General features: G+C 64.4%; 12 protein-coding genes and 1 pseudogene. 10 read left to right on the forward strand and 3 right to left on the reverse strand.

Annotation, left to right across the window (positions count from 1 at the left end; translation table 11 throughout):
• Positions 1-92: 92 nt before the first annotated feature.
• The 7 genes from ectA (at position 93) to trhP (ending at position 6735) form a co-directional block, all read left to right on the forward strand.
• Positions 93-608: a diaminobutyrate acetyltransferase gene (gene ectA / locus ACX1DW_RS16125; protein ID WP_110778446.1), complete on the forward strand. Its 516-nt coding sequence runs from the start codon at positions 93-95 to the stop codon at positions 606-608.
• The gene (gene ectB, locus ACX1DW_RS16130; RefSeq protein ID WP_063541229.1) at positions 605-1882 is read left to right on the forward strand and encodes a diaminobutyrate--2-oxoglutarate transaminase; all 1278 of its coding nucleotides are present in this window, start codon (positions 605-607) and stop codon (positions 1880-1882) included. Before ectA ends, ectB begins: the two co-directional genes overlap by 4 nt.
• Before the next feature lie 13 nt (positions 1883-1895).
• On the forward strand, positions 1896-2297 hold the full coding sequence (locus ACX1DW_RS16135; protein WP_063541230.1) for an ectoine synthase: 402 nt from the start codon (positions 1896-1898) through the stop codon (positions 2295-2297).
• A 67-nt stretch (positions 2298-2364) separates the two neighbouring features.
• Positions 2365-3273 carry an ectoine hydroxylase gene (gene thpD, locus ACX1DW_RS16140; protein ID WP_063541231.1) on the forward strand — a complete coding sequence of 303 codons (909 nt, stop codon included), beginning with the start codon at positions 2365-2367 and terminating at the stop codon, positions 3271-3273.
• Between the two features lie 154 nt (positions 3274-3427).
• Complete coding sequence (locus tag ACX1DW_RS16145; RefSeq protein ID WP_063541232.1) at positions 3428-4858, forward strand: aspartate kinase; 1431 nt, start codon at positions 3428-3430, stop codon at positions 4856-4858.
• A 166-nt stretch (positions 4859-5024) separates the two neighbouring features.
• On the forward strand, positions 5025-5243 hold the full coding sequence (locus ACX1DW_RS16150; RefSeq protein WP_095461209.1) for a YdcH family protein: 219 nt from the start codon (positions 5025-5027) through the stop codon (positions 5241-5243).
• 121 nt (positions 5244-5364) lie between these two features.
• Positions 5365-6735: a prephenate-dependent tRNA uridine(34) hydroxylase TrhP gene (trhP, locus tag ACX1DW_RS16155; RefSeq protein ID WP_458991892.1), complete on the forward strand. Its 1371-nt coding sequence runs from the start codon at positions 5365-5367 to the stop codon at positions 6733-6735.
• A gap of 34 nt (positions 6736-6769) precedes the next feature.
• Here trhP and ACX1DW_RS16160 read toward each other — a convergent pair.
• Positions 6770-9632: pseudogene (locus ACX1DW_RS16160) on the reverse strand (putative bifunctional diguanylate cyclase/phosphodiesterase).
• A gap of 249 nt (positions 9633-9881) precedes the next feature.
• Between ACX1DW_RS16160 and uvrD the strand changes: the two are divergent.
• From uvrD to ACX1DW_RS16175, 3 genes are all read left to right on the forward strand, one after another.
• Positions 9882-12071, forward strand: a complete 2190-nt coding sequence (uvrD, locus tag ACX1DW_RS16165) for a DNA helicase II (RefSeq protein WP_458991893.1) — start codon at positions 9882-9884, stop codon at positions 12069-12071.
• A 73-nt stretch (positions 12072-12144) separates the two neighbouring features.
• Positions 12145-13248: a TRAP transporter substrate-binding protein gene (locus tag ACX1DW_RS16170; protein ID WP_041755207.1), complete on the forward strand. Its 1104-nt coding sequence runs from the start codon at positions 12145-12147 to the stop codon at positions 13246-13248.
• 185 nt (positions 13249-13433) lie between these two features.
• On the forward strand, positions 13434-14276 hold the full coding sequence (locus tag ACX1DW_RS16175; RefSeq protein WP_152480654.1) for a Tim44 domain-containing protein: 843 nt from the start codon (positions 13434-13436) through the stop codon (positions 14274-14276).
• 131 nt (positions 14277-14407) lie between these two features.
• Here the strand turns inward: ACX1DW_RS16175 and ACX1DW_RS16180 are convergent, their stop codons facing one another.
• Together ACX1DW_RS16180 and ACX1DW_RS16185 are read right to left on the reverse strand one after the other, a co-directional pair.
• Positions 14408-15358, reverse strand: coding sequence for an alpha/beta fold hydrolase (locus ACX1DW_RS16180; protein WP_458991894.1), 951 nt, complete (start codon positions 15356-15358; stop codon positions 14408-14410).
• A gap of 38 nt (positions 15359-15396) precedes the next feature.
• Positions 15397-15825, reverse strand: a complete 429-nt coding sequence (locus ACX1DW_RS16185) for an organic hydroperoxide resistance protein (protein WP_011911415.1) — start codon at positions 15823-15825, stop codon at positions 15397-15399.
• Positions 15826-15861: the final 36 nt, after the last annotated feature.

The following is a 15861-nucleotide window of genomic DNA, read 5'->3' on the forward strand; positions in this document are numbered from 1 at the left end:
ACATGGGTTGAGAAACTTTCCAAGATATGCCTACCCTAAAAAGGAATTCAATCAACAACCCCAAAGGCATTGTTTTGAGTTTCCCCACCGTAATGCTCCGTCGCCCAACCGACGGCGACGGTTACAACCTGCATCAGCTGGTGGCGCGCTGCCAGCCCCTCGATACCAATTCGGTCTACTGCAACCTGCTGCAGTGTTCCGACTTCGCTGACACCGCCATCGCCGCAGAGAACGCCCAAGGCGAGCTGGTCGGTTTCATTTCGGGTTATCGCCCTCCTTCGCGGCCGGACACATTGTTCGTCTGGCAGGTCGCCGTCGACAGTTCGATGCGCGGCCAGGGGCTGGCCCTGCGCATGCTGCTGGCGCTGACCGAACGGGTCGCCCGTGAGCACGGCGTGCGCTACATGGAAACCACCATCTCCCCGGACAACGCGGCGTCCCAGGCGCTGTTCAAGCGGGCCTTCGACAAGCTGGGTGCCGACTGCACCACGCGCACGCTGTTCTCGCGCGCCGAGCATTTCGCCGGACAGCACGAGGACGAGGTGCTCTACCGCGCCGGCCCGTTCACCGTTTCCCATCTAGAAGAAGAGCTCAAGGAGCACGCATGAAAACTTTCGAACTGAACGAATCCAAGGTTCGCAGCTACTGCCGTTCCTTCCCCGTGGTCTTCAATCAGGCCCAGGGCGCCGAACTGGTCACTCAGGACGGCAAGCGCTACATCGACTTCCTCGCCGGTGCCGGCACGCTCAACTACGGGCACAACCACCCGGTGCTCAAGCAGGCGCTGCTCGACTACATCGAGAGTGACGGCATCACCCACGGCCTGGACATGTACACCGCGGCCAAGGAGCGTTTCCTCGAAACCTTCAATCGCCTGATCCTCGAGCCGCGCGGCATGGGTGACTACCGCATGCAGTTCACCGGTCCGACCGGCACCAACGCGGTCGAGGCGGCGATGAAGCTGGCGCGCAAGGTTACCGGGCGCAACAACATCATCAGCTTCACCAACGGCTTCCACGGCTGCAGCATCGGCGCGCTGGCCGCCACCGGCAACCAGCATCATCGCGGCGGCTCCGGCATCAGCCTCACCGATGTCAGCCGCATGCCCTACGCCAACTACTTCGGCGACAAGACCAACACCATCGGCATGATGGACAAGCTGCTCTCCGACCCGTCCAGCGGTATCGACAAGCCGGCCGCGGTGATCGTCGAGGTGGTCCAGGGCGAAGGCGGCCTGAACACCGCATCGGCCGAGTGGATGCGCAAGCTCGAGAAGCTCTGCCGCAAGCACGAGATGCTGCTGATCGTCGACGACATCCAGGCCGGCTGCGGCCGCACCGGCACCTTCTTCAGCTTCGAGGAGATGGGTATCCAGCCGGATATCGTCACGCTGTCCAAGTCGCTGTCCGGCTACGGCCTGCCGTTCGCCATGGTGCTGCTGCGCCAGGAGCTGGACCAGTGGAAGCCGGGCGAACACAACGGCACCTTCCGCGGCAACAACCACGCTTTCGTCACCGCCGCCGCGGCCGTCGAGCACTTCTGGCAGAACGACGAGTTCGCCAACAGCGTGAAGGCTAAGGGCAAGCGCATCGCCGACGGCATGCAGCGCATCATCCGCCGTCACGGCCCGGATTCACTGTTCCTCAAGGGCCGCGGAATGATGCTCGGCATCAGCTGCCCGGATGGCGACATCGCTTCGGCCGTCTGCCGTCACGCCTTCGACAACGGCCTGGTGGTCGAGACCAGCGGCGCCCACAGCGAAGTGGTCAAGTGTCTCTGCCCGCTGATCATCAGCGAAGAGCAGATCGACCGTGCGCTTTCCATTCTCGACAAGGCGTTTGCCGCCGTGATGGGTGAGCAGACCGCCAACCAGGCTTCCTGAGGAGGACCCGCAGATGATCGTGAGAAAACTCGCCGACTGCGAGCAGACCGACCGCAAGGTCCACAGCAAGACCGGTACCTGGGACAGCACACGCATGCTGCTCAAGGACGACAACATGGGCTTCTCGTTCCATATCACCACCATCTACGCCGGCACCGAGACGCACATCCACTACCAGAACCACCTGGAGTCGGTGTACTGCATGAGCGGCAACGGTGAGGTCGAGACCATCGCCGACGGCAAGATCTACAAGATCGAACCCGGCACGCTGTACATCCTCGACAAGCACGACGAGCACCTGCTGCGTGGCGGCAGCGAGGACATGAAGATGGCCTGCGTCTTCAACCCGCCGCTCAACGGCAAGGAAGTGCATGACGAGAGCGGCGTCTATCCGCTGGAGGCCGAAACCGTCTGATACCGGTTTACCGGGGCGGCCACCGCGCCGCCCCACCATCACCAGAAAGGAGGTAAGCGTGAACCCTATGCAAGCCGACCTGTATCCCTCGCGCCAGGAAGACCAGCCCAGCTGGCAAGAACGCCTGGATCCGGTCGTCTACCGCAGCGACCTGGAGAATGCGCCGATAGCGGCGGAGCTGATCGAACGTTTCGAACGCGACGGCTACCTGGTCATCCCCAATCTGTTCAGCGCCGATGAAGTCGCGGTATTCCGTGCCGAACTCGAGCGCATGCGCCAGGACCCGGCCGTCGCCGGCTCCGGCAAGACCATCAAGGAACCCGACAGCGGCGCGGTCCGCTCGGTGTTCGACATTCACAGCGACAACCACCTGTTCGCCCGTGTAGCAGCCGACGAACGAACTGCCGGCATCGCCCGCTTCATCCTCGGCGGTGATCTGTACGTGCACCAATCGCGGATGAACTTCAAGCCCGGCTTCACCGGCAAGGAGTTCTACTGGCACTCGGACTTCGAGACCTGGCACGTAGAGGACGGCATGCCGCGCATGCGCTGCCTGTCCTGCTCGATCCTGTTGACCGACAACGAGCCGCACAACGGCCCGCTGATGCTCATGCCCGGCTCGCACAAGCACTACGTGCGCTGCGTTGGCGCCACGCCGGAGAACCACTACGAGAAATCCCTGCGCAAGCAGGAGTTCGGCGTGCCCGATCAGAACAGCCTGAGCGAGCTGGCCAGCCGCTTCGGCATCGACTGCGCCACCGGCCCGGCCGGCAGTGTGGTGTTCTTCGATTGCAACACCATGCACGGCTCCAACGGCAACATCACACCCAGCGCGCGGAGCAATCTGTTCTACGTCTACAACCACGTGGATAATGCCGTGCAGCCGCCGTTCTGCGAGCAGAAACCCCGCCCGGCCTTCGTCGCCGAGCGTGAGAACTTCAAGCCGCTGGACATTCAGCCGCAACAGTATCTCTGAGGCGATCGGGCGCGTCTGATGACGGGCCCGATCCCCCGGCTCGGCCGATCGCTTATTGGCCCAGGGATGAACTCACTTCCAGCTCGTTGATCGACAGGTGCGCCAGCCGCGCCGGGCCCGTCAACGGCCTGCCAGATTCGGACGCAATAAAAAGATGCATACCGTAGAAAAGATCGGCGGCACGTCGATGAGCCGCTTCGAGGAAGTCCTCGACAATATCTTCATCGGCCGCCGGGAAGGCGCAGCGCTGTACCAGCGCATCTTCGTCGTCTCGGCCTACAGCGGCATGACCAACCTGCTGCTGGAACACAAGAAAACCGGCGAACCCGGCGTCTATCAGCGCTTCGCCGACGCCCAGAGCGAAGGCGCCTGGCGCGAGGCGCTGGAGCACGTGCGCCAGCGCATGCTGAGCAAGAACGCCGAGCTGTTCAGCTCCGAGTACGAGCTGCACGCCGCCAACCAGTTCATCAACTCGCGCATCGACGATGCCAGCGAGTGCATGCACAGCCTGCAGAAGCTCTGTGCCTACGGGCACTTCCAGCTCTCCGAGCACCTGATGAAGGTGCGCGAGATGCTCGCCTCCCTCGGTGAAGCGCACAGCGCCTTCAACTCGGTGCTGGCGCTCAAGCAGCGCGGCGTCAACGCGCGCCTGGCCGACCTCACCGGCTGGCAGCAGGAAGCGCCGCTGCCGTTCGAGGAGATGATCGCCAGCCACTTCGCCGGCTTCGACCTCAACCGTGAATTGGTGGTCGCCACCGGCTATACGCATTGCGCCGAAGGCCTGATGAACACCTACGACCGCGGCTACAGCGAGATCACCTTCGCCCAGATCGCCGCCGCCACCGGTGCCCACGAGGCGATCATCCACAAGGAATTCCACCTCTCCTCCGCCGACCCGAACCTGGTCGGTGCCGACAAGGTGGTGACCATCGGTCGCACCAACTACGACGTCGCCGACCAGCTGTCGAACCTCGGCATGGAAGCGATCCATCCGCGCGCGGCCAAGACCCTGCGCCGTGCCGGCGTCGAGCTGCGCATCAAGAACGCCTTCGAGCCCGAGCACGGCGGCACGCTGATCAGCCAGGACTACAAGTCCGAGAAGCCCTGCGTGGAGATCATCGCCGGACGCAAGGACGTCTTCGGCATCGAGGTGTTCGATCAGGACATGCTCGGCGACATCAGCCACGACATGGAAATCAGCAAGTTGCTCAAGCAGCTCAAGCTCTATGTGGTGAACAAGGATTCCGACGCCAACAGCATCACCTACTACACCTCCGGCTCGCGCAAGCTGATCACCCGCGCCGCTCGCCTGATCGAGGAAAAGTATCCGGCCGCCGAGGTCACCGTACATAACCTGGCGATCGTCTCGGCGATCGGTTCGGACCTCAAGGTCAAGGGCATCCTGGCCAAGACCGTGGCCGCGCTGGCCGAGGCAGGTATCAGCATCCAGGCGATCCACCAGTCGATCCGCCAGGTGGAGATGCAGTGCGTGGTCAACGAGGAAGACTACGACGCCGCCATCGCCGCGCTGCACCGCGCGCTGATCGAGCCGGAGAATCACGGCGACGTGATTGCCGCGGCCTGATCCAGGTGCAGGACCGAAACGCCGGGCTCGTCCCGGCGTTTTGCTGTCTGGACGCATGACACCGATCAATACCGCCGGCACCGCGCAGGATGACTATGGAGACAAGAAGCAGGCCACGGTTTACGACTGACCTGCTCACCCGCTCATCCACAACGCAGGAGTTGCCATGTTTCCCGAGTACCGCGACCTGATCACTCGTCTCAAGGCGGAAAACAAGACCTTTGCCCGTCTGTTCGACGAGCACAACGACCTCGACCAGCACGTAAAGAACATCGAAGCGCACATCGTGCCGGGCACCGACAGCGAGGTGGAGAATCTGAAGAAGCAGAAGCTGCAGCTCAAGGACCGTCTCTACGAGATGCTCAAGGAAGCATCCGCGGCCTGACGGCCCGGCGCCCTGCCCCGCGGGGCGCCGTCACCTCTCTGCAACCATCGAAGACGACGCGCAATCGCCGGGCAAGCGCAGTAAAATGCCGCGCTTTCGATACCCCTGCGAGTTCCGCGCCATGAGCACCCCCAACCGCACCGAGCTGCTGTCGCCTGCCGGCACGCTGAAATCCATGCGCTACGCCTTCGCCTACGGCGCCGATGCGGTGTATGCCGGGCAGCCGCGCTACAGCCTGCGCGTGCGCAACAACGAGTTCGACCACGCCAACCTCAAGCTCGGCATCGACGAGGCCCACGCGCTGGGCAAGCAGTTCTACGTGGTGGTCAACATCGCGCCGCACAACGCCAAGCTGAAGACCTTCATCAAGGATCTGGAGCCGGTGGTGGCGATGGGACCGGACGCGCTGATCATGTCCGATCCCGGTCTGATCATGCTGGTGCGCCAGCACTTCCCGCAGCAGACCATCCACCTCTCGGTGCAGGCCAACGCGGTGAACTGGGCGACGGTGAAGTTCTGGGAAAGCCAGGGCGTCAGCCGCGTGATCCTGTCCCGCGAGCTATCGCTGGAGGAGATCGGCGAGATCCGCGAGCAGGTGCCGGGCATGGAGCTGGAGGTGTTCGTCCACGGCGCGCTGTGCATGGCCTATTCCGGCCGCTGCCTGCTGTCCGGCTACATCAACAAGCGCGACCCCAACCAGGGCACCTGCACCAACGCCTGCCGCTGGGAATACAAGACCCACGAGGCGAAGGAGGATGAGCTGGGCAACTCGGTTCATCTCTACGAGCCCATCGCCGTACAGCCGGTCGCGGCGCAGGACGACCCGACTCTGGGCGTCGGGGCCCCCACCGACAAGGTGTTCCTGCTCGAGGACGTCTCGCGTCCTGGCGAGTTCATGGAGGCCACCGAGGACGAGCACGGCACCTACATCATGAACTCCAAGGACCTGCGCGCCGTGCAGCACGTCGAGCGTCTGGTGCAGATGGGCGTGCATTCGCTGAAGATCGAAGGCCGTACCAAGAGCCACTACTACGTGGCACGCACCGCGCAGGTCTACCGCAAGGCCATCGACGATGCCCTCGCCGGCCGACCGTTCGACAGGTCGCTGATGGACACCCTCGAATCGCTGGCCCACCGCGGCTACACCGAAGGTTTCCTGCGCCGTCACGTGCATGACGAATACCAGAACTACGAACGCGGCTTCTCGCTCTCCGAGCGCCAGCAGTTCGTCGGCGAGCTGACCGGCGAGCGGCGCAACGGGCTGGCCGAGGTGAGGGTGAAGAACCGCTTCGCGGTTGGCGACCGGCTGGAGCTGATGACGCCGCAGGGCAATCTCAACCTGCGTCTTGAGCGGCTGGAGAACAAGCGCGGCGAAGCCATCGAGGTGGCGCCGGGCGACGGCCATACGGTGTACCTGCCGGTACCAGAAGACGTCGATCTGCGCTACGCCCTGCTGATGCGCGAACTGGACGGCAGCACCACGCGCGGTTGAGCGCGGAGCTGGCGTCGCATTGCGACGCCGCAGCCTAGCGCAGCAGCTCGGCGAACTGCTCGGCCGGCACCGGCGGGCTGAGCAGGTAGCCCTGAATCTCGTCGCATTGGTTGGCCTTGAGGAAATCCATCTGCGCCTGGGTTTCCACGCCCTCGGCCACCACCTTGCGTTCCAGACTGTGGACCATGGCGATGATCGCCCGGGTAATCGCCGCATCCTGACTGGAATGCTCCAGCTCACTGATGAACGAGCGGTCGATCTTCACGTAATCCACCGGGAAGCGCTTGAGGTAACTCAGCGACGAGAAGCCGGTGCCAAAATCGTCGATCGCCAGTCGCACGCCCAGCGCGCGCAGCTGCTCGCTGATGCTCGCTGATGCTGATGGCGTTGTCGATGTCGTCCAGCAACTGGCTTTCGGTCAGTTCCAGCTCCAGCATGGTCGCCGGCAGGCCGGTTTCCTCCAGCACCTGGCGCACCAGGCTGACGAAGTTGCCCTGGCGCAACTGCTTGACCGAGAGGTTCACCGAGACGCGGATCTCGGCCAGCCCCTGCAGCTGCCATTGGCGCGCCTGGCGGCAGGCCTCGCGCAAGACGAACTCACCGAGCGGAATGATCAAACCGGTCTCTTCCGCCAGCGGGATGAAGTGCGCCGGCGCGACCAGTCCGCGCTCGGGATGACGCCAGCGCACCAGCGCTTCGGCAGCATCCAGGGCATCGTTGGCCAGCGTCAGACGTGGCTGATAGAACACTTCCAGCTGGCCGAAATCCAGCGCCTTGCGCAGCTGATTCTCCAGCTGCAGGTACTGCATGCTCGACGCCTGCGGACGGTCGGTGAAGAACTGCAGCGTGTTGCCGCCCAGGTGCTTGGCCTGCTGCATGGCCATGTTCGCCTGGCGCAGCAGCACTTCCGCATCACGGCTGTTGTCCGGCATCAGGCTGACGCCGATCGAGGCGCTGATGACCAGCTCCTGCTCGTCGATGATCACTGGCTTGCGGATGCGCTGCAGCAACCGGCTGCCCAGATGCGCGAGGCTGCTGAGACTGCCGTAGGCGTCGATCAGCACGACGAACTCGTCGCCGGACAGCCGCGCAATGGTGTCGGCCTCGCCCAGGGTCTGGGTGATCCGTCGCGACATCTCGCGCAGCAGCGCGTCGGCGGCCTCGTGACCCAGGCTTTCGTTGAGCAGCTTGAAGCGGTCCAGATCGATGTAGAGCACCGCCATGTTGCGGCCATTGCGGCGCACCCGTTGGCAGGCCTCGTGCAGACGCTCCTTGAGCAGGCCGCGGTTGGCCAGCCCGGTGAGGTCGTCGTAATGGGTCAGGTAGCGCAGGCGCTCCTCGATCTTGCGCCGCACGCTGAGGTCGGAGATGAAGGCAACCACATGGGTGACGCTGTCGTTGGCATCGCGTACCTCGCGCAACTGCACCCACTGCGGGTAGACCTCACCGCTCTTGCGGGTCTCGATCAGCTCGCCCTGCCAGTGACCGTGCAGTTCCAGCGCTTCGCGCATGGTCTGGTACTGCCGCTGGCTCTCCTGCGAGCCGGCGATTCGCGCCACGCTGTGACCGATCAGCTCCTCGCGGTCGTAGCCGCATAGCGCGCAGCAGGCATCATTCACCGCCAACACACGGTAGCGGGCGTTCATGATCACCATGCCTTCGCTGGCGGCTTCGAACACCGTGGCCGCCAGGCGCTGCTGCTCGGCCTGGCTGCGCAGCTCGCTGATGTCACGGCGGGTACCGATCATGCGCAACGCTCGCCCACCGGCATCGCGCTGGATCACCCGGCCGCGGTCTTCGAGCCAGAGTTCGCTGCCATCAGCGCGCAGCGCCCGATACTCCACGGTAAAGAATTCGGTTTCACCCTTAAGATGGGCGATCAGTGTCGCACGGACGGCTTCCAGATCGTCGGGATGGATGTCCGGCAGCGGCGAGCCATGCTCATCGCGACGATCGGGCAAGCCGACACCGAATACCACTTCCAGCCGGGAGTGGTGGACCCGGTTGTTCGCCAGGTCCCAATCCCACAGACCGAGGCCGCTGGCATCGAGCGCAAGATTGAGCCGTGCTTCGCTTTCACCGAGTTCTTCCGCGGCCCGGGCAAGCTCCACCGTACGTTCGGCCACACGCAGCTCGAGGCCATCGTAAGCGCTGCGCAGCTGCTGCTCGGCATGGCAACGCTGTTCGATCTCCGACCCTAGCCGGCGATTGAGCAGCTCGGCCTCGCGACCGGCCCTCTCCAGCCGTTCGATCAGGCGCTGCCGGTGCAGGCGTTGTTCGATACTGTCAGTGATCAATCGACTGATCTGCCAGGCGGTCAGGCTCAAGGTCGCCAGCACGATCATCGCCAGCAGCCCCCAACCTTGCTGCAACGGATGGCCGCTGGTCATCAACAGCAAACCGGTCGGCAGCAGGCTGGGCACTGCGAAACAGAAGAAAGCAGGAAGGCAGACGCCATAAGCGACGCTGGCGGCGACGACGACCGAACCGATCAAACCGTACAGCAGCGCCTGCGTGGCGAAAGCATCGGCGGGTATCAGCGCGACCATTGCATAGCTGAGGCTGACCGCACATATGCTGCTGCCGAGAAAGAACCGCCAGCGCCAGTGCGCATCGGCCTGCCCCTCAGGGCTCGCCTTGCCGAACGCCATGACCTGCTGCAGCCACAGCAGGCCCAGCGCGAGCATCCAGCCGATCCAGCCGCCGAGTTCGATGCCGCCGTTGTCCTCCCACAGCACCACGCCGCAGATCAGCGTCGAGAGCAACAGCAACAGCGCCGGGACACGCGACCCCAGATAGAGCAAACGCGTGCGTTCGGCAATGTGGTCGGAGGGCGCCATCCCATCTGCAACAGCGGTCGCAGCCCCCGGGAAGGCGGTTCGAATGGAATCGGTCATGTCTGTTGTTCTAGTAATAACTGCACCCGAATCAGGCTCTCTCGGAACCAAAACACGGCCGATAATGGCACGTTGCTAGTCTCGCGTCATACATGCTGCATCGGAAATTGGTCTGTGGGCCGTGCTCACCGACCAACGGAGTTCCGGCATAAGCCATAAGGCGAAGCAGGCTCCCGCCGCGATGCATGGCGCTCGGCCAAACGGACCACAGGGCGAGCGCAGCGCAGGCATTTCCAATAGAATGCCGCGATGCATGACGATCTCTCTCTTCTCCTGAATTCCCTCAACGATGCCCAGCGCCAGGCCGTGGCCGCACCGCTTGGCCGGCAACTGGTATTGGCCGGCGCCGGCTCGGGCAAGACTCGCGTTCTGGTGCATCGCATCGCCTGGTTGCATCAGGTCGAGCGCGCATCATTGCACTCGATCCTTTCGGTGACCTTTACCAACAAGGCTGCCGCCGAGATGCGCCAGCGCATCGAGCAACTGCTGCATGTGAACCCGCAGGGCATGTGGGTCGGCACCTTCCATGGCCTGGCCCATCGCCTGCTGCGTGCCCACTGGCAGGAAGCGAAGCTGGCGGAGAATTTTCAGATTCTCGATTCCGACGACCAGCAGCGCTTGGTCAAGCGGGTGATCCGCGAGCTTGGCCTCGACGAACAGCGCTGGCCGGCGCGCCAGGCGCAGTGGTGGATCAATGCGCAGAAGGACGAAGGCCTGCGCCCGCGCAACATCCAGGCCGGTGGCGACCTGTTCCTCGCCACACAGCTGAAGATCTACGAAGCCTATGAAGAGGCCTGCGCCCGCGCCGGCGTCATCGACTTCTCCGAGCTGCTGCTGCGTGCGCTGGATCTGTGGCGCGACCACCCCGGCCTGCTCGAGCACTACCAGCGGCGCTTCCGCCACGTGCTGGTGGACGAGTTCCAGGACACCAACGCCGTGCAGTACGCCTGGCTGCGACTGCTGGCCAAGGGCGGCGAGAGCCTGATGGTGGTCGGCGACGACGACCAGTCGATCTATGGCTGGCGCGGCGCGCGCATCGAGAATCTGCACCAGTTCAGCGCCGACTTCCCGGATGCCGAAACCATCCGCCTGGAACAGAACTACCGCTCCACCGCCTGCATCCTCAAGGCCGCCAACGCGCTGATTGCCAACAACCAGGGTCGTCTCGGCAAGGAGCTCTGGACTTCCGGCTGCGAGGGCGAGCCAATCAGCCTGTACGCGGCATTCAACGAGCACGACGAAGCGCGTTACGTGGTCGAAAGCATCGAGAAAGCCATCCGCGACGGCATGAGCCGCAGCGAGATCGCCATCCTCTACCGCTCCAACGCCCAGTCGCGGGTGCTGGAAGAGGCGCTGCTGCGCGAGAAGATTCCCTACCGCATCTACGGCGGCCAGCGCTTCTTCGAGCGTGCCGAGATCAAGAACGCCATGGCCTACCTGCGCCTGATCCAGACCCGCGACAACGACGCGGCACTGGAACGGGTGATCAACGTGCCGGCCCGCGGCATCGGCGAGAAGACCGTTGAATGCCTGCGCCAGCTGGCGCGTGAGCAGGGCCTGTCGATGTGGGCCGCGCTGCACCAGGCGGTCGGCACCAAGGCGGTGTCCGGGCGCGCCGCCAGCGCGCTGAACGGCTTCGTCGAGCTGGTCGACACCCTGGCGCTGAAGGTCGAGAAACTGCCGCTGCATAGCATGGCGCAGCTGGTCATCGAGGAATCCGGGCTACTCGCCTACCACCGCGACGAGAAGGGCGAAAAGGCCCAGGCGCGGGTGGAAAACCTCGAGGAACTGGTCTCCGCCGCGCGCGCCTTCGACAACTACAGCGAAGAGGACGACGACGTCCAGTCGCCGCTGGCCGCCTTCCTCGACCACGCCTCGCTGGAGGCCGGCGAGCAGCAGGCCGGCGATCACGAGGACAGCGTGCAGCTGATGACCCTGCACAGCGCCAAGGGTCTGGAGTTCCCGCTGGTGTTCCTGGTCGGCATGGAAGAAGGCCTGTTCCCGCACAAGATGAGCCTGGAGGAATCCGGCCGTCTGGAAGAGGAACGCCGCCTGGCCTACGTCGGCATCACCCGCGCCATGCAGCAGCTGGTGATCACCTATGCCGAGACCCGCCGGCTGTACGGCAGCGAGACCTACAACAAGGTCTCGCGCTTCGTCCGCGAGATTCCGCCGGCGCTGGTGCAGGAAGTGCGGCTGAACAACACGGTGACGCGCTCGTTCAGCGGCAAGAGCATGAGCGGCTCGTCGCTGTTCGACGGCGCTGGCGTGCCGGAAACACCGTTCAACCTCGGCCAACGCGTGCGCCATTCGCTGTTCGGCGAAGGCACCATCCTCAACTTCGAAGGCGCCGGCGCCCAGGCGCGGGTGCAGGTGAATTTCGAGGACGAGGGCAGCAAATGGCTGATGCTCAGCTACGCGAAACTTGAAGCCCTGTGAGCTTGACGCTAACGTCAACCAGCCATACCAACCAGCCACTCCTATAAGAAGAATCTTCCAAGGATACCGACCCATGAAACGCCGCCATCTGTTCGGTGCTGCCGCTGCCTTGCTTGCCACCCTCGGCCTCGCCGGTTGCAACGACGACAAGAAAGTCGAAACCACCGGCCAGCAGGCCGCCAGCGAGCCCGCCAAAACCTACACCTGGAAGATGGTCACCGCCTGGCCGAAGAACTACCCGGGCCTGGGCACCGCCGCCGAACGCCTGGCCGAGCGCGTCAAGGTGATGAGTGACGGTCGCCTGACCATCAAGGTCTACGCCGCCGGCGAACTGGTGCCGGCGCTGGAAGTGTTCGATGCCGTTTCGCGCGGCACCGCCGAACTGGGCCACGGCGCTGCCTACTACTGGAAGGGCAAGGTGCCCACCGCGCAGTTCTTCACCTCCGTGCCGTTCGGCCTGTCGGCCATCGAGATGAACGCCTGGCTGAGCAAGGGCGAAGGCCAGAAGTTCTGGGACGAGGCCTATGCCCCGTTCGGCGTGAAGCCGATGGTGGTCGGCAACACCGGCATGCAGATGGGCGGCTGGTACAACAAGGAGATCAATTCGCTGGACGACCTCAAGGGGCTGAAGATCCGCATGCCGGGCCTCGGCGGCGAAGTGCTGACACGTCTCGGTGCGACCACCGTCAACCTGCCTGGCGGCGAGGTGTTCACCGCGCTGCAGACCGGCGCCATCGACGCCACCGACTGGGTCAGCCCGTACAACGACCTCGCCTTCGGCCTGCACAAGGCCGCGAAGTACTACTACTACCCGGGCTGGCAGGAGCCGCAGGCGGTGCTCGAGCTGCTGGTCAACCAGAAGGCGCTCGATACCCTGCCCGAGGATCTGCAGGCCATCCTCACCGAGGCGACCCGTGCCGCCAGCCGCGACATGATGGATGACTACGTCTACAACAACGCACTGGCGCTGGATCAGCTCAAGCAGCAGGGCGTCGAGCTCAAGCGCTTCCCCGACGAAGTGCTCGGCGCCATGCAGGAGCAGTCGGAGCTGGTGCTCGGCGAGCTGGCCGCGCAGAGCGAGCTGAACGGCCGTATCTGGGCGTCGATGAAAGCCTTCCAGGCGCAGGTCAAGCCGATGCACGAGATCTCCGAGAAGGAACTGTACAACTGGCGTTGACCTGCCGTGCGCGCGGAGCCGCCGGGCTCCGCGCGCCGATCAGGGCCAGCCGACTCTTGGTCAGCCTGGCCGGACGCGACCAACGGTCGCAAGCAAAAGCTCGTAACATACTGCCCCTCGCCAACCCTTGCCCGGCTCGGCAGGATGGCGCGCGTACCTCCACTTAATTCAAGCGGGAACACTCAATGCAACGTGTGCTTAGCATTTTCATGGCGCTGTGTATCAGCCTGACCTTCGCGCTGGACGCCCACGCCAAGCGCTTCGGCGGCGGCAAGAGCTTCGGCTCTGCACCGAGCCACCAGACCCGCCAGGCGCCCCAGCAGACCCAGGCCGCACCGAATCAGGCTGGCCGTCAGACGCCCGCTGCCGCCAGCGGCGCCTCGCGCTGGCTCGGCCCGCTGGCCGGTCTGGCCGCCGGCGGCCTGCTCGCCTCGATGTTCATGGGCGATGGCTTCGAAGGCATCCAGTTCATGGATATCCTGATCTTCGGCCTGATCGCGTTCCTGCTGTTCCGCTTCCTCGCCGCCCGACGCCGCCAGCAGCAACCAGCCATGGCCGGTCACGCGCCAATGCAGCGCGAGATGCCGCAGCAGCCGGCGACGTCCATCTTCGGTGGCAGCGCCGCCCCGGTCGCCGCCGCTCCGGTGATCAACGCCCCGGCCTGGTTCAACGAGCAGAGCTTCGTCGCTGCGGCCCGCGAGCACTTCCTCTCGCTGCAGCAGCACTGGGATGCCAACGAGATGGACAAGATCGCCGAGTTCGTCACCCCGCAGCTGCTGGGTTTCCTCAAGCAGGAGCGCGCCGAGATCGGTGATGCCTATCAGTCGACCTACATCGACGATCTGCAGATCCAGCTCGACGGCGTCGACGACAACGCCGAGAAGACCACTGCCACCCTGACCTTCAGCGGCGTGGCCAAGACTTCGCGCTTCGACCAGGGCGAGCCCTTCAGCGAAAGCTGGCGCATGGAGCGTGTGCAGGGCGAGAACCAGCCCTGGCTGGTCGCCGGTATCCGTCAGAACGCCTGATCGGCGTCGTGTAGAGAATCCGGTCTGCCTTAACGCAGTCTGCAAAACAAACCCCGCCATCTGGCGGGGTTTGTCGTTTCTGAGCGGCAAGCGGCGCGATGCTCCGAGCCGCTCGACGAGGCTGCTACACATCACTTCTTGAGGAACGCCAGCAGATCGTTGTTAAAGCGTTCCTTGTGGGTGTCGGTCAGGCCATGCGGGGCTCCGGGATAGACGATCAGCTGCGCACCCTCGATCAGCGCGGCGGATGCCTTGCCCGAGCTGTCCAGCGGCACGATCTGATCATCGTCACCGTGGATCACCAGCGTCGGCACATCGAACTTCTTCAGATCCTCGCGGAAATCGGTGGCCGAGAAGGCGGCGATGGAGTCGTAGGTGTTCTTGTGCCCGGCCTGCATACCCTGGGCCCGCCAGTTGTCGATCAAGCCCTGGGATACCTTGGCGCCCGGGCGGTTGAAGCCGTAGAACGGGCCGGAAGCCAGGTCCAGATACAGCTGCGCGCGGTCTTCCAGCGAAGCCTTGCGGATGCCGTCGAAGACTTCCAGCGGCAGGCCACCCGGGTTATCTGCGGTCTTCAGCATCATCGGCGGCACGGCGCTGACCAGCACAGCCTTTTTCACCCGCCCGGTGCCGTGGCGACCGATGTAGCGCGCCACCTCGCCGCCACCGGTGGAGAAGCCGACCAGGGTCACGTCCTGCAGGTCCAGTGCCTCGATCACCGCGGCCAGATCGTCGGCGTAGTGGTCCATGTCGTTGCCTTCCCAGGGCTGACTGGAACGGCCATGGCCGCGACGGTCATGAGCGACCACACGATAGCCCTGCGAAGCGAGGAACATCATCTGCGATTCCCAGCTGTCGGAACTCAGCGGCCAGCCGTGGCTGAAGGTAACCACCGGGCCATCCTTCCGGCCCCAGTCCTTGTAGTAGAGCTGCACGCCATCGGCGGTGGTGATGGTGCTGGCGGTCTGCGCGGCGACTACGCTGCTGCCGGGCTTCACCGGTTGTGCGGCCTCGGCGGCGAAGGCGGGTTGCAGCGCGATGGCCAACAGCGAGAAGGCGAAGGTGCGAGTGATCGAGTTCATGGTGTGGGTCTCCTGTTCGTAGGTACGGGGGTCTGGATTCAGTCAGCGAGGATCAGCGTGACGTCGATGTTTCCGCGGGTGGCGTTGGAGTAGGGGCAGACCACGTGGGCCTGCTCGACCAGCGCCTGCAGCACGTCGCGGGCGATGCCGGGGGCGCTGATGGTCAGCTCGGCCTCGATGCCGAAACCGGTGGGTATCTGGCCGATGCCGACCTTGCCGGTGATGCGGGTATCGGCCGGCAGGGCGACCTTCTGCTTGCCGGCGACGAACTTCAGGGCACCGAGAAAGCAGGCCGAATATCCGGCAGCGAACAGCTGCTCGGGGTTGGTCCCGGCACCACCGGCGCCGCCCAGTTCACGCGGCGTGGACAGCTGCACGTCGAGCGCCTGGTCGGACGATGTGGCGCGACCTTCGCGGCCGCCGGTGGCGGTGGCAGTAGCGGTGTAGAGGATCTTCTCGATGGACATGGCGGTGACTCCTGTTTTCTGAAGTTGCCGGAGCGG

The organism is Stutzerimonas sp. KH-1 (assembly GCF_054483855.1).